Origin of the sequence: Amycolatopsis sp. lyj-108 (assembly GCF_046549005.1) — a bacterium.
GTDB lineage: Bacteria > Actinomycetota > Actinomycetes > Mycobacteriales > Pseudonocardiaceae > Amycolatopsis.
On record NZ_JAJPWQ010000009.1, the window covers coordinates 17,750 to 44,437 of the forward strand.

The 26,688-nt window shown below is 67.4% G+C and carries 23 protein-coding genes and 1 pseudogene; 9 read left to right on the plus strand and 15 right to left on the minus strand.

The window, feature by feature from the left end:
* Nucleotides 1-31 precede the first annotated feature (31 nt).
* Entirely contained in the window at nt 32-1,081 is a 1,050-nt protein-coding gene (locus ACLJO0_RS29175; protein ID WP_410581835.1) for a hypothetical protein, read from the minus strand.
* A 297-nt stretch (nt 1,082-1,378) separates the two neighbouring features.
* On the opposite strand from ACLJO0_RS29175, the gene ACLJO0_RS29180 reads away from it, so the two are divergent.
* Both ACLJO0_RS29180 and ACLJO0_RS29185 read left to right on the plus strand, forming a co-directional pair.
* On the plus strand, nt 1,379-3,433 hold the full coding sequence (locus ACLJO0_RS29180) for an RICIN domain-containing protein (RefSeq protein ID WP_410581837.1): 2,055 nt from the start codon (nt 1,379-1,381) through the stop codon (nt 3,431-3,433).
* Between the two features lie 171 nt (nt 3,434-3,604).
* Nucleotides 3,605-3,724: a LuxR C-terminal-related transcriptional regulator gene (locus ACLJO0_RS29185; protein ID WP_410581839.1), complete on the plus strand. Its 120-nt coding sequence runs from the start codon at nt 3,605-3,607 to the stop codon at nt 3,722-3,724.
* Between the two features lie 1,488 nt (nt 3,725-5,212).
* Here ACLJO0_RS29185 and ACLJO0_RS29190 read toward each other — a convergent pair.
* The 3 genes from ACLJO0_RS29190 to ACLJO0_RS29200 all read right to left on the minus strand — a co-directional run bounded on the left by ACLJO0_RS29190 (nt 5,213) and on the right by ACLJO0_RS29200 (nt 8,609).
* Nucleotides 5,213-5,629, minus strand: a complete 417-nt coding sequence (locus ACLJO0_RS29190) for a hypothetical protein (RefSeq protein WP_410581841.1) — start codon at nt 5,627-5,629, stop codon at nt 5,213-5,215.
* 288 nt (nt 5,630-5,917) lie between these two features.
* Complete coding sequence (locus ACLJO0_RS29195) at nt 5,918-6,598, minus strand: response regulator (protein WP_410581843.1); 681 nt, start codon at nt 6,596-6,598, stop codon at nt 5,918-5,920.
* On the minus strand, nt 6,591-8,609 hold the full coding sequence (locus ACLJO0_RS29200) for an ATP-binding protein (protein WP_410581844.1): 2,019 nt from the start codon (nt 8,607-8,609) through the stop codon (nt 6,591-6,593). The genes ACLJO0_RS29195 and ACLJO0_RS29200 overlap by 8 nt, the downstream gene beginning before the upstream one ends.
* A gap of 259 nt (nt 8,610-8,868) precedes the next feature.
* Between ACLJO0_RS29200 and ACLJO0_RS29205 the strand changes: the two genes are divergently transcribed.
* The 3 genes from ACLJO0_RS29205 (at nt 8,869) to ACLJO0_RS29215 (ending at nt 11,114) form a co-directional block, all read left to right on the plus strand.
* Nucleotides 8,869-9,804 (plus strand): hypothetical protein, encoded by a 936-nt coding sequence (locus ACLJO0_RS29205; protein WP_410581846.1) that lies wholly within the window; start codon nt 8,869-8,871, stop codon nt 9,802-9,804.
* Nucleotides 9,805-10,534: 730 nt separating this feature from the next.
* Nucleotides 10,535-10,663 (plus strand): hypothetical protein, encoded by a 129-nt coding sequence (locus ACLJO0_RS29210; RefSeq protein WP_410581848.1) that lies wholly within the window; start codon nt 10,535-10,537, stop codon nt 10,661-10,663.
* A gap of 175 nt (nt 10,664-10,838) precedes the next feature.
* The gene (locus ACLJO0_RS29215) at nt 10,839-11,114 is read left to right on the plus strand and encodes a hypothetical protein (protein ID WP_410581850.1); all 276 of its coding nucleotides are present in this window, start codon (nt 10,839-10,841) and stop codon (nt 11,112-11,114) included.
* A 456-nt stretch (nt 11,115-11,570) separates the two neighbouring features.
* On the opposite strand, the pseudogene ACLJO0_RS29220 reads toward ACLJO0_RS29215, so the two are convergent.
* Nucleotides 11,571-11,810: pseudogene (locus ACLJO0_RS29220) on the minus strand (ABC transporter permease); the annotation flags it as partial.
* A gap of 154 nt (nt 11,811-11,964) precedes the next feature.
* On the opposite strand from ACLJO0_RS29220, the gene ACLJO0_RS29225 reads away from it, so the two are divergent.
* Both ACLJO0_RS29225 and ACLJO0_RS29230 read left to right on the plus strand, forming a co-directional pair.
* A complete protein-coding gene (locus tag ACLJO0_RS29225; protein WP_410581851.1) occupies nt 11,965-12,585 on the plus strand; it encodes a hypothetical protein in 621 nt (206 codons plus the stop codon).
* A gap of 643 nt (nt 12,586-13,228) precedes the next feature.
* Complete coding sequence (locus ACLJO0_RS29230; RefSeq protein WP_410581852.1) at nt 13,229-14,518, plus strand: WD40 repeat domain-containing protein; 1,290 nt, start codon at nt 13,229-13,231, stop codon at nt 14,516-14,518.
* A 453-nt stretch (nt 14,519-14,971) separates the two neighbouring features.
* On the opposite strand, the gene ACLJO0_RS29235 is transcribed toward ACLJO0_RS29230, so the two are convergent.
* From ACLJO0_RS29235 to ACLJO0_RS29275, 9 genes are read right to left on the minus strand one after another with little or no spacing between them, the layout of a single operon-like run.
* On the minus strand, nt 14,972-15,163 hold the full coding sequence (locus tag ACLJO0_RS29235; protein ID WP_410581854.1) for an integrase: 192 nt from the start codon (nt 15,161-15,163) through the stop codon (nt 14,972-14,974).
* Nucleotides 15,164-15,173: 10 nt separating this feature from the next.
* Nucleotides 15,174-16,487, minus strand: a complete 1,314-nt coding sequence (locus ACLJO0_RS29240; protein ID WP_410581856.1) for an MFS transporter — start codon at nt 16,485-16,487, stop codon at nt 15,174-15,176.
* Between the two features lie 18 nt (nt 16,488-16,505).
* Complete coding sequence (locus ACLJO0_RS29245; protein ID WP_410581858.1) at nt 16,506-17,201, minus strand: VOC family protein; 696 nt, start codon at nt 17,199-17,201, stop codon at nt 16,506-16,508.
* Nucleotides 17,202-17,213: 12 nt separating this feature from the next.
* Nucleotides 17,214-18,317, minus strand: coding sequence for an NADH:flavin oxidoreductase/NADH oxidase (locus ACLJO0_RS29250; RefSeq protein ID WP_410581860.1), 1,104 nt, complete (start codon nt 18,315-18,317; stop codon nt 17,214-17,216).
* Complete coding sequence (locus tag ACLJO0_RS29255; protein WP_410581861.1) at nt 18,314-19,276, minus strand: amidohydrolase family protein; 963 nt, start codon at nt 19,274-19,276, stop codon at nt 18,314-18,316. Before ACLJO0_RS29255 ends, ACLJO0_RS29250 begins: the two co-directional genes overlap by 4 nt.
* Nucleotides 19,273-19,713, minus strand: a complete 441-nt coding sequence (locus tag ACLJO0_RS29260) for a hypothetical protein (protein ID WP_410581863.1) — start codon at nt 19,711-19,713, stop codon at nt 19,273-19,275. Before ACLJO0_RS29260 ends, ACLJO0_RS29255 begins: the two co-directional genes overlap by 4 nt.
* Nucleotides 19,714-19,741: 28 nt before the next feature.
* Nucleotides 19,742-20,932, minus strand: a complete 1,191-nt coding sequence (locus tag ACLJO0_RS29265; protein WP_410581865.1) for an FAD-dependent monooxygenase — start codon at nt 20,930-20,932, stop codon at nt 19,742-19,744.
* A complete protein-coding gene (locus ACLJO0_RS29270) occupies nt 20,932-22,317 on the minus strand; it encodes an MFS transporter (protein WP_410581866.1) in 1,386 nt (461 codons plus the stop codon). Before ACLJO0_RS29270 ends, ACLJO0_RS29265 begins: the two co-directional genes overlap by 1 nt.
* A gap of 40 nt (nt 22,318-22,357) precedes the next feature.
* Complete coding sequence (locus tag ACLJO0_RS29275; protein WP_410581867.1) at nt 22,358-23,842, minus strand: aldehyde dehydrogenase; 1,485 nt, start codon at nt 23,840-23,842, stop codon at nt 22,358-22,360.
* 131 nt (nt 23,843-23,973) lie between these two features.
* Here ACLJO0_RS29275 and ACLJO0_RS29280 point away from each other — a divergent pair, with 131 nt between their 5' ends.
* The gene (locus tag ACLJO0_RS29280) at nt 23,974-25,722 is read left to right on the plus strand and encodes a helix-turn-helix domain-containing protein (RefSeq protein ID WP_410581868.1); all 1,749 of its coding nucleotides are present in this window, start codon (nt 23,974-23,976) and stop codon (nt 25,720-25,722) included.
* 8 nt (nt 25,723-25,730) lie between these two features.
* Here ACLJO0_RS29280 and ACLJO0_RS29285 read toward each other — a convergent pair whose 3' ends face one another.
* The gene (locus tag ACLJO0_RS29285; protein WP_410581869.1) at nt 25,731-26,012 is read right to left on the minus strand and encodes an alpha/beta fold hydrolase; all 282 of its coding nucleotides are present in this window, start codon (nt 26,010-26,012) and stop codon (nt 25,731-25,733) included.
* Between the two features lie 436 nt (nt 26,013-26,448).
* Between ACLJO0_RS29285 and ACLJO0_RS29290 the strand changes: the two genes are divergently transcribed.
* A complete protein-coding gene (locus ACLJO0_RS29290; protein WP_410581871.1) occupies nt 26,449-26,574 on the plus strand; it encodes a hypothetical protein in 126 nt (41 codons plus the stop codon).
* The last annotated feature ends 114 nt before the right edge of the window (nt 26,575-26,688 follow it).

Below are 26,688 nucleotides of genomic sequence, written 5' to 3' on the forward strand. Positions count from 1 at the left end.
AGGTCAGAGTGGTGTCTCGTGTGGACGGAGATCACCGGGTGGCGACACGGGATTCGTTGGCGCGCGCGGATTCGGCTACCTGCAGCCACTGCGCCGCCTGGGTCCGGGCCCACGCTTGTTCCTCGGCCCACGCGCCGCCGTTGTCACCGGCGCGGTCGGAGACCGTCTTCCAGTCCTGAGCAGTGGTGGCCGTTTTGGCGAACTCCGCGACCGCGGTCCAGGCCTTGATCTGCTCCGCCGTCCGCGACCGCTCCGTGTCCCAGGACTGGGCAACAGTGCCGGCGTGCTCGGCGACGGTCCGCCACGCCTGAGCCGCGGCGGCACGTGCCTTCTCCACAACGGCCGCCTCGGCCCGCGCCACCGCCGCCTCAGCCTCCTCCGCAGACGCAACGAGCTGGTCCAGCCGGGAGCGCCACAGCAGATCCTGATCCGCCATCCGCACGCGGTAGGCCTGCTCGTCGCACCGTGCCGCGCTCGCCCACTCATAGCCGAAGAACTCGACCAGGTCGGCGTCACTGCCGGTGCGCACAGCGGCGGCCCGCACCCACGGACCGGGGTCGTGCTCGGCCAGTCCGGCGACGAAGTCGCGGTCCGCCTGCGCCTGGCGAGCGACCTCCTTGTCCTTCTGGTTGTCCCCGCGCTCATCCTGTTCCCGCGCCCGGTCCCACCCTGCGCGGACGAACTCGTCCTGTTCATCGCAGGTCCCGTGCGACGCGCGGGTGGCTGCGGCGTAGACGGCAGGCGCGGTGAGCGGCGAAGTCGTCGCCAGCACCCGGCGAATGACGTCCGCGTTACGCGCGACGTTCTGCGCCGATCGCGCCTTCGCAGTCTCGTAACCACCACCCGGCGCGAGGAACCGCGCGACCGCGGCTTCGACGTCCTTACTCAGCAGCGCAAGCCGAGCGGCGACCCGCACCTCAGGTCTCGCGTCCTTGTCCGCAAGGCGCGAGACCATCGTCGTCTGCCATTTACCCGTGACTGAAACCGTCACCGCGGCACTGGCCGGCACGCTGGCGGTGACCGCGGCCAACGCCAGCGCCAGAATCGCGACACCAACGGCTACACAGGACCGCTTGCCCATATCTCCTCCTCAACCGGCACACAGCCGCAAGGCTTCGCGCACGACTGAGAAGACGGGATATGCCTGCTTCAGGCGCGATGGATGGATCAGATAACACCGCAGTGCCGAAGGCAAGAAAGCTGGCGCCATTGAGGAGGATCGTCACTGGCAACCCATGTATTTTGTCACGGTTTTATCGTCAGAAACGCTTTCGTCAGTGAGCGAACCCACAGTTCACGGGTCCGAATTGGTGGCGGCAACGCAATGTGCGACCATCCGCCGGGAGCCCATTTACTACGTTGCAGGGGAGATATTCGTATGCGCAATCGGTTTTCCTGGGAGACAAGACCGGCAAGTGCTGGACGGAAGGCAATTCTGGGCGCGCTCACCGTCGCGGTGCTCACCTCGTCGCTCGGTGTCCCGGCCGCCATCGCGGCGCCTGCCACGCCCGGGCCGATGGCTGCGAACGCGCAGGCGCCGCTCGAGGAGGCCGCCGCAGAGGAAAAGGTCAAGGCCGCCGCGGTTCTGGGGATCAACGCCCGAGAGGACATCCTGGTTCTCAACGACAAGAACTTCACCCTCGCGCTGTGGCGCAAGGCCAAGGAAGGCAGCGAGGTGAAGAACGCCGCGCTGCTGGCGTTCACCAGCTCCGACGAGTACGCGTGTACCCGGTTCATCAAGACCGGCATCCATGCCGCGAAAAAGATCGACGACGACAACGAGATCGCCGACTACCTCGCCAAGCAAAAGGCACGCACCGCCAAGCGCAACGCCGTGGCCCAGGTGCCCGGCATGGACGCCGCCGATGAGGTCATCAACCTGTCCGATACGGAATTCGTCTTCCGGGTCTGGCAGAAAGCCAAAGACGGATCCGCGGTGAAGAACGCCGCCGCCGACACGTTGCGCCCGGAGAGCACACCCGAGGACTATCAGAAGTTCATCAACAAAGGTATCTACGACGCACGGCAGATCGACCGGCGGCAAGAGGTCGCGGACGCGAAGGAAGCCGAGCGAAAAGCCAAAGAACTGAAAGAATCGCAGGAGGCCAAGGCACTGGCCACCTCCGCGGCGCTCGGCGTCGTCGCTGACGACACCATGAAAAACCTGCCCGACCGGGACTTCGTGGACATTATCTGGACCAAAACCACCGGCACCGAGGTCAAGATCGCGGCACGCACGGCGCTGGACGCCGGCACCCACGCCGCGTTGAAGGAATTCATCGCCACCGGCGTGCACGCCGCTCACCAGCGCGACATCGAGACTCGCGACGCCAAGAAAGTCGAGCTCAAGACGCGTCAGATCAAGGAGATCCTCGATACCGCCGCGCGGGACGGGTTTCAGCCTAATTTGGTCGCTGCGGCGAGGGAGGCTCTCAAGACTCCGACACTGGCCGTGCTGACCGCCTTCCTGAACAAGGGCCAGCACGACGCCGCCAAGCTCGACCTCGCCAAACCCGCCGAAGGCCTGGTCATCGAACTCAAGGGCCTGCAGTCCGGCCGTTGCCTGCAGGTCGCGGGACTGTGGGGGCAGGGCGCGGAGAACAACGGCGCCGGCACCGAACTATGGGACTGCGTCAACGGCAACAAACAGCGCTGGGTGCTGCGCGCCAAGGGCAACGACCGCTACGCGCTCCAGAACGTCAACTCCCTCAAATGCCTCGCGGTCGCGGGCGGCGGCGTGAACAACAACGACTCCCTGGTGCAGAACGACTGCGCCGGCACCGCACCCGAGCAGCTCTGGGAGTTCGTCCCGGTCGGTGACGACGGCACGATGGAGCTACGCAACGTCAAGAGCGGCAAGGCCGCCACCGCCCCAGGCGCCGGCACCGACAACGCCACGCTGGTCATCCAATACACCAACACCCACGCCAGCAACCAGGCCTGGCGCTTGATCGACGTCAACCACACCGGACAGACCATCGCCATGCAGCCCGGCGTCATCGAGCTCAAGGGGGTTCAGTCCCAGCGGTGCCTGCAGGTCTCCGGTGGTGTCGAGGACACGCTCGCGGAGGGCCGCGGGACCGAGCTGTGGGACTGCGGCAGTGGCGGTAAACAGCGCTGGGAACTTGTTGCCCTCGGCAGTCACAAGTACGCGCTGAAGAACGTCAACTCGAAGAAGTGCCTTGACGTCACCGGATTCCAGGCCCGCAACGGTGTGTCGCTCACGCAGTACAACTGCCACCTCGACGTCAACCAGCAATGGACCTTCGTCACCGGCAAGAACGGCGCGGTGAAGCTTCAGAGCGCGTTCAGCGGCGGCATCGCCACCGCCCTCGGCTCCGGAACCCACAACGGCGCACTGGTGCAGCAGTTCGCCGACAGCAACGGCGACGACCAGCAGTGGCTCGCCACCACCCTGCCCACGCAGTCCTGACCAGCACAGAGCAGGTGGGTGGCCCCGTCACCACACAGGGGCACCCACCTGTTGATGTCCCTGTGCGGTGATCGAATGCTCAGCAAGCTGCAGGCATACCCGCCGAAAGGCATCTCCATCGACACGGTGGCTCTGGCCGACGACAGCCCGCTCACCTAGGGCGAGCGGACTGTGCTGCGACTGCTTGCCCGCGGCGACACCGCCAACGTCAGCAGGGAACTGCACATCGCCGACGGCACGGTCTCCAACGGCGTGACGAGAATCTTGCAGAAACTCCGCGCCCGCCGATAGGTCTGTCTCGGATCCGACCATGCCCTGTCATCGCGGTCGGACAACTCCCACAACAGATGCCGGGCCTTGCCCACTGGCAAGGCGCGGTGTGCGCTGATCTGTTCGTACTGCAGGTGAAACCACGCCAGCCGCGCTCGCCGGCGTCGCCCTCGCATAACCGACCGAAAGGCCACCGACGATTCTGTTCAGGTCAACATAACCGTCCGCGTCATAAAAGCCAGGAAAGTCGTGTTTGGTTGTTCCGCCGGTGTCGGACAACGTCGCGGTCCAAGAGAAAGTGGATACCCTCGGCCGGGGTTCCTCTTTTCACCGAATACTGGGCGCCCTCAGGCCTGGCCCGAACCTCGTAGCCGTTCGCCGTCGCCACGTCTGCATTGTATCCGACAGCGTTCATGACCACTTCGACAACCCTGCCGACCGGCGAGGCATTCGCCTCTCCGGGCAACGTTGCGGCTCCACTCTTTCCAGTGATCCCCGCCATCGCTGCCACGGCCGCGACCGCCGGCGCACGAAGCACCAGCGAACGACCTGAGTAATGATATTTCACAGTGTCCCCATTCGCGAACAAATGGAAATAAAATACAAGCAGCGAGCATTATTGAAGCCCCAGCGGTGCCGCTATGCGCCTACATGAGAAACCGCAGTAGGGCAATACGGAGCCTTGCCAGTCGGCGTGACTTCTCCCCCACCTGATCGACTTGAGATGAGAAACCGTAGCGCCGCGTTCCAGTCGCTCGAAATCCGCCATGCGAGTGACCAACATGGCGATCTCACCATTAGACAGAAAGGCCCAATAAAAGGTCCATTACTGCGAAACTGTCAAAGGTCAATCTTCTCGCGCGCGAATTCAGAAGCCAGTTCTCCCGGGCACGCCGGCTTCCGCCCCGCGGCATGCGCATGACCGGAAACGGAGCATCAAGGCGGCGAGGGCATTTCCTCGGCAAGGTCAGCCTGACGACTGCTGCGACGAGGAGGTGCGGGCTGGTCCAGCCGCATGCCCGAAGGTCCTCATCGCGGCATGAGCCGATGTTCACCAACAGGTGTGCCGCGCCCTGGCAATCCCTGCCCGCGTCAAGCGATAGTCGGCTGCCTGAGGTCGCCCGCGCACTCGCGTCACGGACCGAGGGTCCCTCAACCGATGCTCCTGGACCGCGTGGGAGTTGGCTACGGGCCCTCGAACTCAAGCGCAACGAAGGGCAGATCGTTGAAGCCGAGCTCGTCGAGCAACAGCACAAGCGGCTGGAAGAGGCGCGATGACATCGCGTCACGCGCTCAAACCACGGGACGCCGGCAACGTGCTCAGCACTCCGTGGTAACAGCGACGGCTTCCCGTTCCTGCCCTTCGCCCGCGACGTCGGCACCGGCGAGATCCACTACCTCGACATGCGGCGGCGGATCCCACCGGTGCACACCGTCACCCCCGACACCTCGCCGAACGGGTCGCCGCCCGGTCCGAACACTGACGCGGGGCGAGAGTCAGCAGCCCGCTCAGATGGATGCGCGGGCGGCCCGGGAGGCGTCGGTCAGCGTGGTGCCCACACCGGATACCAGACCGGTGTCGACGCAGGTGAGGGTGACTTTGTAGCCACCGGGAGCCGTGTCGTGCACAAAGGCGCTGCAGGTGTCGCCACCGCCGAGCGCGATCTGCGCCAGCGCACGTGCTTCCGTACTGGCATCGGTGAGGGTGGTGCCGAGCCCGTTGACGAAGGAAAGGCCGATCCCCTTGCAGCTGAGGGTGGCCTGGTAGCCGCCGCTGACCGCGGAGTTCATGAAGGCCGAGCACCCGGCGGCTGGTGCGGCGTTCGCGGTGGCCGGCAGAACGAGATTCGCGGCGGTGAACGCTCCGATCATGACCACCGCTCCGTTGACCAGGCCGATCTTTCTGATGCTTTCGCGCATCGACACGTCCTTTCCTCTCACGGCACGAGACGCCGGATTCGACGGGTCGAGCGGCCTGCCGACCCATCGGTGTTCGACGATCGGTGGCCCTCGCCGGTTCCGGCCGCGGGCCTCAGCCGGGATGCATGATCAGCGTGGGGCGGATGGTCGGGGTACTCGCGTCGTTCGTCGCCGCGGCACGACCACTGCCTGCCTTCGCTGGACTACTTGGCGAGCTGACCGATGCCGATTTCGTCGGCCATTCGACCACACCGGTTGACTTGTCCGCGAGCTCCTGCCCTGCCCTTATCATCGTTAGCCAGGGGTGTGGTCGTGGCGGAGATAGGTCAGTACGGCGGTGACGCGGCGGTGGATCTGGGACTCCTCGGCGAGCCCGAGTTTTGCGAAGGTCGAGTTGACATGTTTCTCGACGGTCGACTCGGCCAGGCCGAGAGCGTCCGCGATCATCCTGTTGGCCTTGCCCTGTGCCATGTGTTGTAGAACTTGAAGCTCTCGTGAAGTGAGCCGGGACAACGGTGAGTCAGCGGAGCGAGTGTTGCTGCGTACAAGTACTTCGACGATGCGCGGGTCGACTACGGAACGTCCCGCCGCCACTTCGCGCAGGGCGTGCAGGAGTTCGTCGAGGTCGCCGACGCGTTCCTTGAGCAGGTAGGCCAGCCCGTTGGTGCCGTGCCGAAACAGGGCGAAGGCGTAGTTCTCGTCTGAGTGCTGGGACAACACGACCACGCCGATCTCCGGGTGTGTCGCCCGGATGGTGTGCGCGGCGGCGATGCCCTCGACGTGATGGGACGGCGGCATGCGGATGTCGGCGATCACCGCGTCAGGGCGGTGTCGCCGCACCGCGTCGAGCAGTTCCTCCGCATCGCCGACGGCAGCGATGACGTCGACGGTGCCAGTGTCCTCGAGCAGCCGTCGAGTTCCCTCTCGGACCAGGTAGTGGTCCTCAGCGATGACGACGCGCAGGCATTCAGACATCGGCCTCTCCAGACCTGGCAGGCAACTGGGCATGGATGGTAGTGCCAGCGCCGGGCTCGCTGATCACCTGCAGCTTGCCGCCGACCGCATCGGCACGGTCTCGCATGCCGGTGAGTCCGGAGCCGCCGGCGGAGCCCGGCTGAAACCCGGCACCGTCGTCGCGTACCGAGAGCAACAGTTCTTCCGGGGTCCGGGTGAGCCGGATGACGGCCTGCGTCGCGTCGGCATGCTTGAGCACGTTGGTCAGAGCTTCGGAGATGAGGAAGAACGCGGATTCCTCTATGTTCACCGGAAAACGCGCCGTGGCCACCGAATCCTCGACCTCGATGGTGACGGGGAGAGGAAGCCTGCGCGCCGATGAGGTCACCGCCGCGACCAACCCCTGGTCGGTGAGCACCGGAGGGTGTATTCCATGCGCGAACTCCCGTAGTTCCTCGATCACCAGGTAGGCGTCGTTTTGAACCTCGGCCAGGGTGGAATCGGCGTGCTCCCCGCCGCGGCGAACCTGGTTGCGGACCAGGCGCAGCTTCGCGACCAGCGCCACCAACTCCTGCTGGATACCGTCGTGCAGCCGGCGTTCGATCCTGCGCCGTTCGGTGTCTTGAGTGTGCACGATCCGTGCCCTGGACGCAGCCAGTTCACGTGCCTGCCGCTGGGTCTGTTCCACCCGTGCGGAAAGCTCGGCGGTGAGCCGCGTGTTGTGCACCGCGAGGGCGGACTGCCGGGCAAGCGTTTCCACCAGGTCGTGATCGGCCGCGGTAAACCGGCCCTCCGCCTTCGGCCCGCACTCAATGGCCCCCAGTACGTCGTCGCCGAGGCGGATGAGCGTCTTCGTTCCGTGCTCGGCGGGGTCGCCCGCGACGCCCTCCGCCACCAGTTCGCCGGAACCGAGCCGAACCCGCGTCCAGCGCAGGTCCAGGCCCTCACGCAGGCAGCAGGCCAGTCGCGGAGCCAGCCGGTCCAACTCGAACGCGTGCTCGAGTGTCGTGCCGAACTGCACGAGCAACTCGAAGTTGGTCGGCCGCCTGCCGAATGCCCAGCGCGCAGCCACCTGGTTCAGGCGAGTGCGTGCCGGTTGCCCCACCATCGTGGCCATCGCCGTGACAAGCACCGCCAAGCCCAGCGGCAGGTACTGGCCCACGGCAAGTCCCAGCGTCATCGCCGTGCCCAGGTACCACCCGCCGATCACCAGCCACAGCAACCCGTAAATCACCACGGGCCGGACCACCAGCCGCATCCCCAGCAACCCGCGACGGAACGCCGCGACGGCAACGGCCACCGGGACGAACAGGCTGGGCAGGCCCCCGAGGAGCAGACCGGTGACGTACAGCAGCCCTGTGTCGACGTCTGACGCCCACGTCCGCGACGACAGCACAACCGCGCGTCCAAGCAGCAGGACCAACGCGGCGACACCGAATACGAGCAACCATCGCCGGTGTGGCAGATCCGGACTGCACAGGCACCGTGCGACGAGCACCAGCGCGCCGAGCACGAACACCCAGGCTTCCACCTCGTGCACGGGAAGGAACAACGCCCACAGGGAGAACAGCCCGAAAACCGCCGGAAGAACGATCGGCAGCGGCCACAACGGCCTCAGCACAATCCGTTCACTGCCGTACCTGTAGCGGCCGTCGGGCAGCAACGCCACCAACCGTGCCAGAACCACGACCGCGGCGACCGAGCACGCTGCCTCCGCGAGGACGTTGCCCCACACCCACAAAGTCGGCGGATACCAGTCACTCTTCACCGTCGTGAGGTGCAACAGATTGTTCAACGCGAAGTTGACCGAGAAGAATACTCCCACCGCCAGCAGTTGCCGCACCGTGCGATGCGTAGGTAGGTGCAGCCACAGCATCAAACCAAGTGCGTAGCAAGGCAACGCATGCATCAATGGCCCTGGCAACGCGAGGTGGACCGGCAGCCAAAAGATGCCGACCGTGACGCCGAACAGCAAACTCAACCCTCCCGCCGCCGCGAGTATCCGCATCGGCCATCCCGCGCTGTCCGTCACTCCCGCAGTGTGACGGCAGATCGCCTGCGCTGTACAGGAGACAGTCCGCTATGCGGACTGGAGGAAAACCTCCATGTCGAGGGCAAGGCTGGCCTGGTTCTTCTCGCGTCCGGATTGCTCGACAGTCAGCAGTGCCAGCTTTCGGGGCGTTACGAGGGGAACACCAGCGTCAGGCACGGCGCCAACTTCATCCAGGCGGCTGCTGGGGTGGCGCGACCCTCACTGGTACTTCGTCACCTAATTGAGAATCGGAGACAAAATGCAGATCAAACGCAAATTGCTACTGGTCATCTGCGCGGCAGCGCTGACCATAACTGGCTCAGGAGCCGCCACCGCTTCGGCGTCCGAGGCCGGGGTGGCAGGTTGGGTCACGGACAAGCTCAACACATTCCACGACGCGACCGGCCGAGTGACCGTGTCGGTCTTCTGGACTGAGGGAGGTGACGCTCGGTCGCACTGGGACGAGACGATCTACCCAAGCGACCCGGACATGCTCGCGATCGGCGGCGGCGCGGTCGCCTCGAACCAAGGCTACGGGTCGTTGCTCACCAAGTCCCGGCCGACCGACGACATGAGCGGTTGGAGCGTCGCCGCGAAGGATCACCAGGCGGCGTCGCCCTTCAAACTCAAGGCCTACGTCATCGGCTTGAAGATCGCCGGAATGAGCAAGGACCAACTCCGCCACGACCAGAACGTCATCAACCGGTCGAACATCAGCGGCGTGGCGTCGCATCCCGAGGCCGAGGTCGGCGTTCCGTCGGAACAGTACGAAATGGTCGGCGGTGGGTTCGAGGTGATCTCTCACGGATGGGGCAGCATGGCGACCGCCTCGTTCCCCTCATCCCAGTTCACCTGGAAGGCGAGATCGAAGGATCATCTCCATTCGGACCCGGCGCAGATCCGGACGTGGGCCATCGGTATCAAACGCGATCTCCCAGTCGGGCGGATCGACGCGGCCTACGATGACAACGGGTCCAGCACGTCAGCACATCCGGCCTCGACCGCTGAGCCGCCGGTCGGATACGCGCTGACCGGCGGTGGCGGCGAGGTCCACTACAGCGGGGCGGGCAACATGCTATGGGCACTCCAACCCGCAACCGGCAACAGCTCCAGCTTCACGGCAGCCTCGAAGGACCATATTGTCTCCGACCCAACCAGCATCACGGCCTATGCGTGGGGAATCAGGTTCATCTGACGACAGCCGTTCCTGCCGCGATCTGCGGCAGGAACGGCTTTCCAGTCCGCAACCACCAAACGAGATACGCCACCGCATGATCTAGTCGATGGCATGTACGAGTTGCGCTCTGCAAGGGCGAGCGCGTTCACCACGGCCCGCGCTCTCCGGTCAGCGGTGCTCGCTGGACGCGATTTTCGGAGCCGAGGAGGACATGGAGGTGGCTACAGATCGCGTCAGCAACACCGCCGAGACCGAGCAAACTATCGGGGACGGGGACAGCGACGCGCGGCAGGTCGGGAAGGTCGTCGTCCGGGCTGTCTGCAGCGGTGCCGAGGAGCGTGTGCAGTTGCTGGCAGGTCGAGTCAGCAGCGGCGGCGATGCCGCCGCCGTTTTCGAAGTGGGCGCAGATCGAGTCAGCGATAGCCCCACGGCATCAATGCCGGCGAGCCCGCTGAGAGTGTGTCAAAAAGTCGCACCCCGTTTACTGGCAGGCCCGCGGGGAAGCTCGTTGGCACGACTGCCGGTGGTGTCGTGCACGGAAGCGGCAGTCGTGACCGCGCCGGCGGCCGGTGAGACCACGACGATCACAGCGCCTACCGCAGCCGCGATCAAGGCAGTTTTGGCAACAGTCGGCTCTTTTACGTTTTCGTGCCGTGAATCGCGCACAGCGTCCGGATTTCGCCAAAGTGAGGCGCACCGCCTGCGACCTAGCCCTCGGGAGCGAGTGGTCCGGGAGGCCGTTGACACCGTGGCGAGACAGCCGGTAAGTCCTCGCAAGAACCAGATCCGCGCCGTGCAGGCCGCCCATCCGGGGATGAGCTACGGCGTCGCCGCGCACCAAGTCGACACCGCCAAGCCTGCGGACCTGCCGACTTGATGGCCCCGTCCAGGATCTGGCTCAGGAGCGGATCGATTTCCTCAGCGAGCTCCGTCGTGTCGGCGGCTGGCCAGAAACTCTAAACCGCGGCCCCTGGTGACAACTAGCGTGACCAGTCGGTGACAAACCTCCGTGATCCGATGCAGGCGAATCCGCAGAATCACACCGCCAGCTAGTGACAGATATCGTGGCTCGTCACAGTCAAGCCGAGAACAAGGTAGAACTCGGTGGCGCCAGGTACGAAGTCCACGAAGATCACCACGTCGGTGTCTGGCAGGAGTGGGCGGTTGACGTCTGTGACCTGCCAGTCCCCGGAACGACGGGAGACCACTTGCGCCAGCTTGCCGTCCACACGAAGGCGGTAACGCCGCTTTCCAGGCATGATTTCGGCGGGAAGCCGGGTCTGGATGATGACCTCGGCCAGCGCCAGATGGGCAGCGACGGCGTGTAGCTAATCAGTACTGAGTGCAGACAGGTCCACCGAGGTCTCCTCGACTCAGCGATCCGGATCGGATCACTTAACTAGTCGCGTGGACCAGCCGCAGCATTACCTGACGCCGGTCCGAGTACGTCATCAGCCTCTCAATGACGCTGTCGGCGCCCTCGGGCTGGCCGGCGCCGCAGGTGGTACGTCCTACCCGACGACACCACCTACTACCAACCCTTCGACGGCACACCCCGCCCGGCCCTCGTCGCCGCCTCCACGCTGCGCGACATGCCGACCTGGACCGAAGTGGCACGCTAGGCCCGCGCCTGACCGTGGCCGCACTCCAGCAATCCGCACCTGTTCGTCAGTAAGCACACGATGCAGGGCCACAAACCGATGAGCCCCTACGGGATCTGCACAGCCTTCTGGCTCCTGGATACAAGCGCCCGTCAGCTGCGCGCCGACCGTATCCTTCAACGGCACCACGTGCGCCCACAGCACGCCCGAGCGTGCGACCGGCGGGGATTGAAAGCGTTCGAAGATCCCGCTTTTCATGTCGATGAAGAGCCGGAGCGCGGTGGAGGCGACACCCGACGCGACCGTGATCAGCAGGATGCCGGACAGCAGGTAGTTCACATACGAATCCGATCCGGTGTCGATCGCGCCGCCGAACACGTAGACGAGCATGAGCATCATGGCGACAGGCATCATCGCGGTCGTGGTGGCGAAGTAATCGAGAGCAACACCGTGCCGGCGAAACTGTACCCGGAGGTACGAATCAGCCGCTCTAAGCGAGTGACAAGCATTGACAATCTGTCACATTGCGTGATGATCTTTGCTAGTGTCCAGGGAACCGACTTGAGGAGACTGGGCGATGGCAGGGGATCTCGGGCGTCGGGCGGCCTTCGGGATGGCGGCGACTGCCGGTGGCGCGTTGCTGGCCGGTGGCACCGCGAGCGCGACGGAGTCCACGGTGGACTCCACAGTGGACGACAAGCACCAGGTGAGCCCGTCGTTCACCGTGGTGGACAAGCGAGGGCGACAGCGGTTCCTGCTCGACAGCCGTAAGCCGCCGTTGATCATCGACGGCCAGACCTACCCGCCCGAGCGGCGCTCCGGGCCGGAGAACGGCTCCTATCTGATCTTCAACGACGAGACCGGCGACGAAAAGGGCGGCCTGCTCGTCCATCCCACCGGCGGCCGCATCGCCTTCGACTATCCGCACGCGGTGGACGGGATCAACCTCAGTCTGTCCGCGAAGGACGGCGTGGGCGGCGCGGGCCTGACCATCAACGGCATTCCGGATCCCGACGCCGGGCCCGGCGTCCGTGCCACACCGCGCGCACTCTTCGGCTGCCACACCACCTTCGGCGCGCAGCTGGCGTTGTGCGATTCTCAAGGGCGCCCGCGAATCGTGCTCCAGGTCGACGAGAACGACCGGCCGACCATCAAGATCCTGGACGGGGACGGCAAAACGGTCAACGAACTGGCCTAGCACCCCAGTGGCAGTTCGTGATCTTGGCTCGCAGGGACCGGTGAAGGCACCGCGGAAAAGAGCATTCGACACCGCACTACCGGCCACGTCGGTTCGTCAGCCACCAGGCGAGCCATACTCCTGAGCGGCGACTGGCTCCGAACCCGCCGGATGCGTGCGGGCGTCGCGAACGCGTTGCCCATCGCGCACGGACGGTGCGCAACAGCAGGCGTGAGCGCTCCGCTCCCAGGCCAAAGTGTCGCATCAGGCCTTCCGCCGAGATCGGACGTTGATGCTCCTCGCGATGACGGCGATCCACCTCGACGGCCCTCTCGACCAGGTCGTCGTCGAGCTTCGACAAGCTTGACCGCAGCACCCAGGATCGTCGAGAACAGCGAGAAGATCGAGGCCACCGACGAGTCGGCGTAGTCCTCGTGCAACTCCGAGAGCCACCGGTCTGTGTCGCGGACATGTTCGCGACACAGACCAGCTCGTTAGGGGTGGGACTCTGGTGGGTGGCGCGGATGGCGACGTTGCGGGTGGTGTGGTCGTAGTAGAGCTTCATGGCGCAGGCTTCGTACAGACCGTGCTGCAATGGGTCGGGAGCGGTCCTCGGCCGATCTCGCTATGGTGCGTGGCAGCGGATGCCGACGTTGGGAGCGCCATGCACGTCGAACTCGAACTGCGTGGTGAGGTGTACAACCTGATGCGGCTGGCCGCCGTGCCTGGTGGGCCGCTGGTGGCCTGCGCCGACAGCGAGTCTTGGGTCCAGCTGTGGGACGTCGCCCGTGGGGCGACGCACGATGAGCGGCGCCAGATGGGCGAGACCGCGGTGTGCGACATGGCCGTGGTGACGATCGGCGGCCGACCCGCCCTGGCTGTCTGCGGGCCGCGGGCCGTGTCGGTGTGGGACCTGGCCACGTTCGGCACCGCCGACGTGCCACTGCGCGAGTATGAGGTCAGCTGGGCGATGGGGATGGCGGCGATACCGGCGACGGACTCAAGTGCCGAACTGCTGGTCACGGCCGAGAAGGACGTCATTCGGATCGTTGATCCCGCGACCGGCGAGCAGCGTTCCGCCATCCGGTTCCCTGAGACGCCCGAGGGCGGCGTCGGCAATCGCGTGTACAAACCGACCGGCGTGCGGTTCGCCGACGGGACTGCGGGGTTCGCCGTGGACAACGGTGGCAGGCTCGAAGTGTGGCGTCTCGATGCCGACGGGAAGCTCAACGGTCGCGAGTTCGGGCTGTCCCAGCCCTTTCGCGGCGTGATGACACCCCTTCGTGGCACGGGCGGGCAGTCCTGGCTGGCAGTCGCGGTGGGACGGGGTATCGAGATATGGGACCTGGACGGCGGAGAGCTGGTGGGCCGCGGCGAACTCGATACCCCGGTGGACGCGCTCGTGGCAGTCCCGCTGGGCGACCGGACGCTGGTAGCCCTCGCGTCGCGGGCTAGCGAGTCCGGCGTCCGTCTGTGGGACCCGGCGAGCCGGGAGCTGGTGACCGGGCTGTTCAACCGGCACGGACCCGCCTTCGGTAACGCGGAGTTCAACGCGGCCACGATCAATTCGCTGATCGCCGTGACCGGCGGCGACGGCGCAGTCAGGATCGCCACCTGCGCCAACGACGGCATGATCCGCGTGTCGCGGCCGGTCAGAGACATGCTGACGCCGCCCGAAAAGCCGGGCCTGTTCGGGCGACTGCGGCGCAAGCCGAAGGCGGAGAAGGTGCGGCCAGAAGAGCGGCGCGACTCCGGGGGCAACTTCGCGATGGTCCGCGACAGGTCCGGCGGCATCATCGGAATCTGGCTGGCCAGCATCGACCAGGCCAATGACGAGAGGTTCGTCGCGACGGTCCTCTACGGACAGGACCTCACACATCTGATGGGTCGTCCCACGCGGATCGTGCCCAATACTATTGACGATCGCGGCGGCGCGTTCGTGCTGTTCGACTAGCACTCGACCATATCGGACAACGAGTGCAGGCAGCGCCTAGGCGGTCTCGATGATCGTGAGCGTGCGGCCGCACTGTTCGCGGTGCTGCGGTAGGAACTCCGGGGTGGTCAGGAACATCGGGCAGTTCAAGCACCGTTGACTGAACTAACTCGGTGGTCTTGGCAGGTCGTTGCCGTTGGGGCTACGTCGCTACGTTGCCCGCCGTGATCAACTCGGAGGAGAACGCTCGCGATCTTGCAGCTCTGGTGGTGCCCTGCACCGGTCGTCCGGCGTCGACGAGTGACGGCACGGAGCCGTACGCCGGTTGACGATGAGCATCCGATCCAGACACTCGCGACGCACAGGCGATCGCGTTCGCCCGAGGAGCTCGAACGGGACTGCGCAGGATGTCGACGCCGACCGACGTGAACACCGCATCGAACGTCGCGGTGAACTTCGGGTCGCGGTCGCGGATCAGAAACCGCAAGCTGTCCACCCGGTCATCTGCTCCACCAGCAGGTTCCGGGCCCCCTGCACCAGCCACTCCCCTGTCGGATGAGCCGTCGCCCCCACGATGTGCACCCGGCGACGATCATGCTCAACGACGAACAACACATACAACCGGCGCAACAACACCGTGTCCACATGGAAGAAATCCATCCCCACGATGCCGACATCAACAGCGCCGGCCGAGGCTGGCCGTGGGTGTCCGGTAGGTCTCGGGTCCGACTACCGCGGCGATCGACGCCAGGACGGCGATTCCGACGCAGATCCAGACCGAAGGGAGCCAGGTGCTCGATCCCGTGCTGATCGCCTGCGCGAGGGCCGGGGCGAAACCGGACGCCAGCAGTCCGAGCATCAGCCCCACCGCCATTCCGGTATAGCGGACCTGGGCCGGGAACTGTTCCGGATAATAGGCGGCGCCAACACCGACCGGCATGATGTAAAAGACGCCGATCCCGACGACCCCGGCGACGAACACGAGCGTGATGTTCCCGGCGTCGATCGCGCTGAACAACACGAACAGGGAGACGCTGGAACCGAGCGCGCCGACGACGAACACCGGCTTCCGCCCGATCCGGTCCGACAACCTCCCGGCCAGCGGGGCCAGCACCACCGCGCCGAGGTTTCCCAGTGACACGACGGCCAGCATCACCGGCTTGGGCACGTCCGCCGCGCCGGTCGCGTAGGTCAGCGCGAAGACGTTGAAGATCGTGCCGACGACGTTGATCCCGCTGCACACCGCCACCCGCAGGGTAGTCACCCAGTGCTCCCGCAGGAGAGTCACGATGGGCAGTGAGGCGCGCTCGGCGCGCTGCCGCATCCCGGTGAACACCTCCGGTTCCTCGAGCTTGCGCCGAAGCAGATACGCGATGAGCGTCAGCGGCCCGCTGAGCAGGAACGGCAGCCTCCATCCCCAAGACAGCAATTGGTCCTGGGGCAAGGCCGCGATCGGCACGAACACCAGACTGCCCAGCGCCATCCCCAGCTGCATCCCGCTCATGGAGAAGCCGGCGTAGAACGCGCGCTTGCCGTCCGGCGCGTGCTCGACGGTCAGCGAGCTCGATCCCGGTGACTCCCCGCCCGCGGACAGTCCCTGCATCAGCCGGAGCAGGACCAAAAGGATCGGCGCCGCGACACCGATCGTCGCGTACGACGGCAGCAATCCGATCGCGAAGGTGGCGACGCCCATCAGCCCGATCGTGAGGATCAGCGCCGTCCGGCGCCCCAGCTTGTCGCCGACATGGCCCCACAGCACGGCGCCGAAGGGCCGCGCGATGTAGGCGACGCCGAACGTGCCGATCGACAGCAGCGTGCCCGCCCCGCCACTGGCCGGGAAGAAGACCTTGGTGAAGACCAGGGCGGCGGCCGAGCCGTAGATCAGGAAGTCGTAGTACTCCAACGCGCTGCCGAAGAAGCCGGAAATCGCGGCGCGTCGCACGTTCCTGGCTCTCTCCACCGCGGTCGTGCCGGAAACGATCGTGGACATTCGTGGCTCCTGCGGGGATCAGAGGGTGATGGGATCGAGACGGATGGTGCGGGGGCCGGCGGTGGAGTCGAAGGTAACCGCGTACAACCCGTCCGGGCCGCCGTTGTAGGTGATCTCGACGCCCAGTTCCGTGGGCTCGGCGACCTCGCCGAGCCAAGCCCGGAGGCCGGCCTCGGTACCTCCGATCTCGATCGAGACGACGCCGGTGCCCCGCACGTCGCCGGTTCCGGGCTGGCACGGGAGCAGGCTGGAGTGCTCCGTCAGGTCGGGCACGTAGTAGATGTTGGGTTTGCCGAGCCGCCACGAGTTCCGGAAGTCCGGTGCGTGCACCGACGGTGCGTTGCCCTGGGCCGGGACCATCCGGACCTTGCCGCCGTCGATGTCCTCCGTCGGCGTGATCCCGTGGTGCCGGGCGAAGGCGGCGATCTCGTCGAGGTCGTCGCTGCGCAGGCACAGCCCGGCGAAGCAGTCCCCGTTCGTGGTCTGGCGTTCCAGCTCCAGCGCCATCTGGGAACGCCTGGTGATCATCCGGTGTTCGACGATGCTCTCGACCTCGATGTAGACGTAACCGCCGAGGGAGAGCACTTTTTGGCCGAGTCCCAGTCCGGGAAAGTAGCCGCCGTCGGCGCTACCGAGTCCGGTCGCCCGGCTGAGGTCGATGGTGGTCCGGTAGAGGTTGTCCGACCAGACGGCGATGTGATCCAGGCTGATCACGGCGTGCTCCTGTCATTTCGTCATGTCCACTGTGGATGGTGCTGGCACGGCCCGGCCGTACTGCCAGGGATAGCTCTCCGTCAGCCGTCGCGGGGCCAGCCGCGCCATGGCCCGCAGCGGCCACGACGGGTCGCGCAGCGCTTCGCGGGCGAGCAGCACGACGTCGGCGTCCCCGCGCTCGAGCACCGCTTCGGCCTGTTCCGGATCGGTGATCAGCCCGACCGCGGACACCGCTACGCCGGGTACGGCGGCACGCACGCGGCGCGCGAACGGCACCTGGTAGCCGGGACCCACCGGGATCCGCTGGTCCGGGTCGAGCCCGCCGGTGGTGACGTCGAGCAGGTCCGCTCCGCGTCCGGCCAGCCGAACGGCGAGCTCGACCGACTCCTCCGGGCTCCAGCCGCCGTCAACCCAGTCGGTGGCCGGGATCCGCACCAGCAGCGGCCGGTCACCGGGCCAGGTGGTACGGACGGCGTCGACCACCCGCATCAGCAGGCGGATCCGGTTCTCGAACGAGCCGCCGTAGGCGTCGGTGCGGTGGTTGGCCAGCGGGGAAAGGAATTGGTGCAGCAGGTAGCCGTGTCCGGCGTGGATCTCGACGACGTCGAATCCTGCCCGTATCGCGCGTTCGGTGGCACTGGCGAAGTCGGCGACGATCCGGTCCAGATCGGTGGCCGACGCCGCGACCGGTGTGGCGAACCCGCGGTACGCCGTGGCGGACGGAGCGAGCGCGGTCCAGCCGCCCTCTTCGGGCGGCAGCGATCCTCGCCCAAGGCCAGGCACTTTGGTCGAGGCCTTGCGCCCGGCGTGCCCGAGCTGGACTCCGATCGCGGTGCCATGGGCATGTGCGAAATCGGTGATCCGTCGCCAGCCGTCGATCTGCTCCGCCGACCACAGCCCGACGTCCGCCGCGCTGATCCGTCCCTGCGGGGACACCGCCGTCGATTCGGTCAGCACCAGCCCGAACCCGCCGGTGATCCGGGCCCCGAGGTGCACCAGGTGCCAGTCGGCGGGGACGCCGTCGGCACCGGCGCTGTACTGGCACATCGGCGACAACCAGATCCGGTTCGGCAGCTCGAGCCCGCGCAGCCGCAGCGGTTCGAACAGCGCGCTCACGACCGCGATCCCAGGAAGGCGCGGGCGTTCGCAATCAACGCCGCCGTGTCCAAGCCGCCACTGGTGGCGAAACCGACCGGGTCACGCTGGGCCATGTCGAACGGGTAGTCGCTGCCGCACACGATCGCGTGCTTTCCTGCGTGCTCGGTGAGCAATTCGAGCAGCGCGGGGTCGTGGGTGACGGTGTCGAACCACAGGTCGCGCACCGCCTCGCCGGGCGGCCTGGCCGAGTCGCGGCGGACGTCGGGCCGGGTGCGCCAGCCGTGATCCCAGCGACCGAGCAGCCCCGGCGTGCAGCCGCCGCCGTGGACGAAGCAGATCCTCAGTCCCGGCAGGGCGTCGAGTACTCCACCGAGGAGCAGCGACGCCACCGCGGTCGCCGTCTCCACCGGGTTGCCGATCAGGTTGGCCAGGTAATGGACGCTCCACTCGGGCCGGGGCAATTGCATCGGGTGCACCAGCACGGAAAGCCCGAGCCGGGCACATTCGCCGAGCACGTGCCGCAGAACTCCGCCGTCCAGTGAGTCACCGCCGAGCAAAGGCGGGACAGCGACCCCGGCGATCCCGGGTACCGACGCCAGCCGCTCCAGCCTCGTGGTGGCCGCCTCGGCATCGTCCAAGGGGACCAGGCCGAGCCCGAGCAACGCGCCACCGGAGTCTGCGACGACCGCTCCGAGCGCGTCGTTGAACGCATCGACGTACTCCGGGGCGGGACCCGCTACCGGAAAGGCGAACGGCGGCGCGGAAAGGACTCGCACCGCGATCCCGGCTTCGGCCATGTCGGCCCGGATCGCCGGGACGTCGCTCATCGCCCGGGTGGCGATCGACAGTGGCACGTCGCCTAGGTGCAGCTGCCCGTCACGGTCTCGCAGCGGCCCGTACGGCGCGCCTGGCGGGAGCCCGAACAGCTCCTCGGGCAACCAGTGGGCGTGCACGTCGACCGGTCCCGCGGCGTTCATCGCCGGTCCAGCGGGAGCGGCGTGTTGGCGCTGTCGAGGTGCTCGACGGTGGTGAACACCAGCTCGGTGTCGCCGATGTTCTCGATGTCGTGCAACAGATACTGCCCGCTCGCGAAGGTGAAGTGCCGGGTCTCCCCTGCTTCGTAGGAGACCTCGCGGGTGGTGCCGTCGCTGGTGTGCTGACGGCTGCGCCCGGCGTTGACGGCGGTCCAGAAGTAGTCCAGGACGTGCCGGTGGGCGTGCCAGCGTTCGCCCGGTGAAAGCCGGATCTCCCAAACCCGGACGCGCTCGTTCGCGCTCAGCAGCCGCGAGCCGACCTCTCCGTCGTGTGCGTGGGTGTCGAATTCGGCGCGCACCCCGGGGCTCCAGCCCTCGAAGTCGGCGCCGACCAGATCGCCGGCCAGCGGCAGGTCGGACAGGAATCCGGTGTCGGTCATCTCAGGGTTTCCCTTCGGGTCAGGTTGCTCAGCGGACGGGGCCGTACAGGCCGAAGCGCAGGTTCGGGTCGCCGGGAGTCCAGGTGTTGTGGAACTGCGAGCGCTCCCCCATCTCCTTCACCCGCGCCAGGAGGCGGGTGCCGAGTTCGAGCTGCCCGGGTTCCCATTTCCTCAGTGCGGCGGGAATGTCGCCGTCGGCTGCGGTCAGTGCGTCCGCCAGCGCCCAGGCGTCGGCGGCGGCCTTGGCGGTGCCTGCCGCGGCGTGCGGGCGGGCGGCGGAGGCGGCGTCACCGAGCAGGGCGATCCGGCCGTCGGCCATTTTCGCCGACCGGACGTCGGAGACCACCTGGATGTAGGGCTGCTCGGTGGCGGTGACGACCTCGGCCGCCGCCGGGGCGAGCAGTTCCTCGGCGGTCGCGCGCATCTCGTCGACGTACCGGTCTTGGACCTGGCCCGGATGCAGTGAAACGGCGCCGGTGAAACCACGTTTGTCGATCAGCATCTCGGCCAGCTCAGCGCCTGCCGGGACGTTGCGGTACCAGACGTAGTTCAGCAAACGGTCCCGCGGACCGGTGCCCGTCTCGCCGGGGATCGGGTACAGCGTGATGTGCGAATGCGGGACGACGCTGTAGGAGATCGCGTTCTCCAGCAATGCCCTGGTCCCGTCGGGCAGCCGGTGCTCGGGCACGGTGCCACGCCAGCCGACGTAGCCGGAATACTCCAGCTCCGACTCCGAATCCAGCGTCCGCCTGCCGATCGAAGTGATCCCGTCGGCGAACACCACCAGTTCGGCCCGCGCCTGTCTACCGCTGACGAAGCGGACGGTCGCGTGGTCGGCTTCCTGGGAGACGCCGCAGGCGAACTCGCCGAGGTGGTAGTGCTCGGTGCCGAAGTCGGCGAGCAACGCGCGATAGAAGGTGCCCCAGGAGGTATAGGTCCAACGGCGCCGTTCCCGGTGCAGGATCTCGTTGCCCTGCCCCAGATACTGGACGTACTCAGTGGCCGTGGACAGCGCCTCGGGGTGCTGCTCGCTGCACTCGGTGAACCAGCGGACGGTGTCGGGCTGCAGGACGATCCCGCCGCCACGGCCGTCGAGCGGTGTCGGGGTGCGCTCGTAGACGTCGACCACGAAACCGAGTTCTCGCAACAACAACGCCGTGGTGAGCCCGCCGATGGAGCCGCCGATCACGGCGGCGCGGGCGTGGGTGTATTGGGACATCAGAGATTCTCCTCGGAACGGGCCGCGGTCCCCGGGGCGGGAACCGGGACGGGGTCCGGATCGGACGGCAGGGGCAGGCCTCGCGTCTCCGGGGCGAACAGCAGGCCGAGGGCGCCGAGCAGGCCGATCGCGACGACGCAGCTGGTCGCCAGGCCGAGGTCGCCGCCGAACCACGAGACGGCGATCACCCCGGCTACGAGCGGGCCGGCCGCGGTGAGATAACGGCCGATTCCGTTGTACAGCGCCATTCCGGTGGCCCGGACCGACGGCGGGAACAGCTCGGGCCCGTAGACGAGAATCCCGGAAAGCGCACCGTAGAGGCCGAATCCGGCGATCGGGATGATCACCAGGAAGGTCCCCCAGCCGGGCTGGAACGGGAAGAGGAACGCGACGCTCACGGCGGAGATCGCGAAGCTGGTCAGGAACGCCCTGCGGCGGCCGATCGCGTCGGCGAGGAAGCCCCAGGTGGCATAGCCGGCGACACCTCCGGCGTTGAACAGCATGGAGGCGAGCGCCACGCGGGAGTTCGCCACGTCCGGGCCCAGCTGCGCGGCCGCGGCGGCCTGCCGGATCACTTGCGGGTACCAGGAGGAGACGCTCCAGAACGAGACCAGTGAGCCGGTCGCCAGCGCGGTGCCGATCAGCGTCGGGCGCAGGAGCGGCGGGGTGAGCAACCGCGCCAGCACGAACCGGTCCTGTTCGATCCGGCGGCCGCTGGCCCGGCGGGCGCGGCGGGCGGCGATCGTGCCGCGGATCTCGGGCGGCTCCGGCACGTGCCGCCGGAGGAAGTACACGAGCAGTGCCGGGAGGACTGCGATGCCCATCATCAGCCGCCAGCCGTAGGCGCCGAGAACCGCGTAGGACAGCGCGGCGAGGAAGAATCCGAGCGCGTAGCCGGACATCATCACGCCGCAGGCGCGCGCCCGGTAGCGGTTGCGCCACACCTCGGCGACGAGGGCGGCACCGACGGGTGCCTCGACCCCGGAGCCGAGACCGGCGATGAACCGCAGCACACCCAGCTGCCACCAGGTGTCCGCGAACGCCGCCAACGCGGTGAAAACCGCGTAGGTCACGATGCCCGCGGACAACACCCGGACCCGTCCGAAGTAGTCGGCCAGGATTCCGAACAGGATCCCGCCGGTGCCCCAGCCGAACAAGAACAGCGCGACGGTCAGTCCGCCGTAGAGCCCGATGGAGCCGGAGTCCGGCAGTATTCCACTGTGTGGCAGCAACTCCGTCATCGCCGGTCCGAGGATCAGCGCGTACAGGCTGCCCGCGAACCCGTCCAGCGCCCAGCCAAGGGTGGTGCCTGCCAGGACGAGCCATTGAGTGCGGGTGATCTCGGTGCGCCAGTTCCCCGGCGCGGGAGTGGGGGGATTCGACATGAACGGCTCCTTTGCCGGAGGTCGAACGTATTTGGGGGTGTCAGTTGAGGCGGCCGGGAGTGTCGGAGCCGTACCAGTCGACGTCGTCGTCCGCGGTGCGCACGACGACCGTCTTGAGCCAGGTGAAGTCGTCGAACGACTCGACGCCGGCGTCACGGCCGGTCCCGGACTCCTTGACGCCGCCCCAGGGCAGCGACGGTTCGAGCCGGTGGTGGTCGTTGACCCAGACCATCCCGGCCTGGATCCGATCGGCCACGCGGTGTCCGCGGGCCAGGTCACGGGTCCAGACGCCCGCGCCGAGCCCGAACCGGTTGTCGTTGGCCTTGGCGATCGCGTCGGCTTCGTCGTCGAAGGGAACGACGACGGCAACCGGGCCGAAGATCTCCTCACGCGCCACCCGCATGTCCATCGTGGCGTCCGCGAGCACGGTGGGGCGCACGAAGAACCCACGATCCAGCGGGGCGGGCAACTCCGGGACATCGCCACCCGCCACGACCCGTGCTCCTTCGGCGCGTCCGGCCTCGATCAGCGCGAGCACCTTGTCGCGTTGCGCCGCACTGACCAGCGGGCCGATCTGCGTGGCCGGATCCGACGGGTCACCGATCCGGATCGCCTCGGCACGCCGGCCGAGCGCGGCGACGAAACTGTCGTAGTTCGCGCGGTGCACCAGGAATCGCGACCCGGCCACACAGGACTGCCCGGCCGCGACGAACGCGGCGAACGCGGCGCCTTCCGCGGCGACGGCGGGGTCGATGTCGTCGAAGACGACGATCGGGGTCTTGCCGCCCAGTTCGGCGGTCACCCTGGCGAACCGGTGCGCGGTCGCGACGGCCGCCGCCCGCCCGGCCTCGGTACCGCCGGTCAAGGTGATCTTGGCGATGTCCGGATGCCCGGTGAGCCGCTCGCCGACTTCGCGGCCACCGGTCACCACGTTCACCACGCCGTCCGGGATCCCTGCCTTCGCGAGCAGTTCAGCGAAGGCCAAAGTGGACAGTGGGGTGGTCTCGGACGGCTTCACCACCACGGTGTTGCCGGTGGCCAGTGCCGCAGACAGGCTGCGGGCCAGGATGAGCAGCGGGTGGTTGAACGGGGTGATGATGCCGCAGACGCCGAGCGGGGACCGCCGCTGGTAGGTCAGGTAGGGCCCGTCGGAGGGCAACACCGCGTCCCGCTGCGCGGCGAGCAGTCCGGCGTTGTAGCGGAACCATTCCGGCACCCGGGACAGCTGGGCGCGGGTCTCGGTGACCGGCCGGCCGTTGTTGCGGGTCTCGAGCCGGTAGAGGTCGTCCGCGGCCTCCTCGATGACGTCCGCCACGCGCAGCAGCAGCCTCCCCCGCGCGGTGCGGGTCAACGCGGGCCATGCGCCATCGAGGAACGCCGCGCAGGCCCGTGCGACAGCCGCGTCGACCTCGGCGAGCGAACTGTCGGCGACGGCGCGGATGACGGCACCGGTGGCGGGGTCGATCACCGGGCGGCCGTCACCGGCGGCCTGGGGCGAGTGGGTGGGGGACGTGGCGGTCGTCATCGACATTCCGGCCCTTTCTGAACTGATCCGGCGGCAGAGTGCTCACGAGTCTGATCCAGGCCGACACCCGAAACCATGTCGTGGCGTACACAAATCGACAGAAGGTGTGTCTCGTGGAACACTCTGCGCTCGTGGACGACGAATCTGAGCTGCGCACCTGGCTAAGCGCGATCGGCACGCTGACTTCGGCCGTGAACTCCGGCCGCGGGCTGCGCGAGGTGCTCGACCTCGTCGCGTCGACCGCCCGGGAACTGCTCCGCCTGGACTTCTGCGGCGTCCTGGTACCCGACGCGGAAGAACGCAACCTCGTGATCGCCGGCTGGGACGGCCTCTCCGCCACCTACGTGGCCAGGGTCAACTCCGACCACCCCGTCCCGCTGGAACCGGGCGCCGACAGCGGCGCACCGTCCAGCCGCGCCTACCGTTCCGGCCGCCCGGCCGCCGTCAGCGACATCTCCCGCGAACCCGGCTTCATCTGGGGCGGCGTCGCGCACGACCAGGACTACCGGTCGATGCTGTCGGTCCCGCTCGTCACGGCGTCCGGTGTGATCGGCACCCTGAACAGCTACCGCTCGGCGGTGCACGAGTTCGACGCCGAGGAGACCGGGCGCCTGCAGCTGCTCGCCGAACACGCCGCGATCGCGATCACTTCGGCCCGGCTCGTGGCGGACCTGCGCGAACAGCACGAGCTGGTGACGCGTTCGGAACGGATCCACGAACGGCTGCTCCGGGTGTCGGTCCGCTCCGGCGGGATGGCCGGCATCGCCGCCGCTCTGCACGACCTGCTCGACACCGCGGTGGTGCTGCAGGACGCGCGGGGCGAAATACTGGCCGCGGCCGGACCGGTGGCCGAGCCGCCCGACGCCGGCTGGTCGCGCGCCGAACCGCCACCGGGCGCCGAGCTGGTCCGCGAGGAGACCGGGCACGTCGTCGCCGACGTCGTCCTCTCCGGCGAGGTCCCCGCCCGGGTCTGGTTGCCCGGCCACGCCGGACGTCTATCCACTTTGGACCGAAGAGCGCTCGAACACGCATCTGTGGTGCTGTCGCTGGAATTGCTGCGCCGACGTACGGCACTCGAGGTCGAGCAGAACCTGCGTGGCGAGTTGCTGGCCGAGTTGCTCGGCGGCGCCGATCCACGAGCGGACGCGCTGCGGCACCGGGCCCGGTTGCTCGGCCACGACCTGGCGTGCCCGCACTACGCGCTGGTCGGCGAGATCAGCACCAGCGGTCAGAGCGCGCACGCCCGCCGACGCGCGACCGAAGAGGCGAACCTGCTCGCGTCCACCGTCAGCCCGCGGCCTCTGGTGGCGCTGCACCGGGACGCCGTCGTCGCGCTCTGGCCGGTGTCGGCGACCGGATACTCCACCGGACCGCACGTCGCCGAGGCGTTCCGCAAAGCCCTGTCCGCGGCCGTCGGCGTCACCGCGGTGACGGTCGCGGTGTCCGAGCCCACCGAGCACGAGTTCGCCGAGGCGTACCGGGTCGCCCGAGGTGCGCTCGCCGTCGCCCGGCGGGACGAGCGCACCGGCGGCGTCGTCACCCTCGAGGGGCTCGGCGTCGCCGGCCTCCTGCTCCAGCTCGACGATCCGGCACCGCTGTGGGATTACACGAACCGGCTCCTCGGCCCGCTCATCCGGCACGACGAGGACCACGGCACCGCGCTGGTGCGAACCCTGCGCACGCATGTGGCCCACCGGCTGGACCGCCAGGCCACCGCCCAGGCACTCGTGCTGCACCCGAACACCATCAGTCAGCGGCTACGCCGGATCGAGACGCTGACGGGGCTGGATCTGCGCGACCCGGCCACCGCGTTGGAGGCCCGTTCCGCCTTGACGGTGCTCGACGTCGCACACGGGTTGTCCCGAGACGATATGTCGTGAGAGGACGGTCAGTGCCCGTCCCCGTCGATGGAGCCGTCCGCCCGCACCGCTTCGCGGATGACGTCCGCGACGGCCTTCGGATGCGACAGCATCACCAGGTGCGGCGAGTACAGCTCGATTTGCTTCATTCCCGCGCGCCGGTAGCCGAACCGCTTCACCTCGGGATTGCTCGTGTGGTCGGCGGTGGACACCACACCCCACGCGGGCTTGGTCCTCCACGCCGCGGCCGAGGCGGGCTCGGCGAACGCCGCCGCTGCGAAACCGCGAGGACTTTCGCCAGGGATCGACACCCGCGTCCTGGATCGGCTCCCCCAGGGGCTGGACTTCATGAAACTGTTGGATGTTTCGCAATCGAACCGATCGGAAGGGTATGCACGTGACGACACAACTCCACACGCGAAGACTGTGGTCTTTGGTTTCTGTACCCGCCGTTTTCAGCGTCATCCTGAAGATCACGCCCAGCTTCACCTTCCAATCGATCACGCCCGCGGTGTGGGGACCGATCCGCGAGGAGATCGGATCAGCCGTCGACGTGCGCTGTGACAGCACCCCGACCGTGGGAAGGTGGCGAGCGAACGTGTCCGCGTCGCAACGTCGGGCAGGTAGTCCGGGCGGCGGGTCTTGAAGTGGACGACGAGTGGCGGTTGAAGTGGGCAGTGGCGGTTGCGCCAGCGGAGGTAGCCCTCACGGACGTGAATACAGGTTCCGCCTCAGGACTGTTCGAGCATGTTGAGCACTTCGTACTCGGCGACCGACTGGTTGAGCCGCCTCTGCGGCACTGGTACCGACGACTGCACGAACATCGAGGCGGCCACCACGCCGGCGCCGGTGGCCCGCGCGATCGGAGAATGAGCTGATCGGAGTAAGCGTTTCGTGATCCTTTGTGGCGCGAACGAACCACGCCGGATGGCCGCGTCGGCAATTACCGTACGTGGTGAGCACGCCGGAATCGATTCGGCGGGGGGA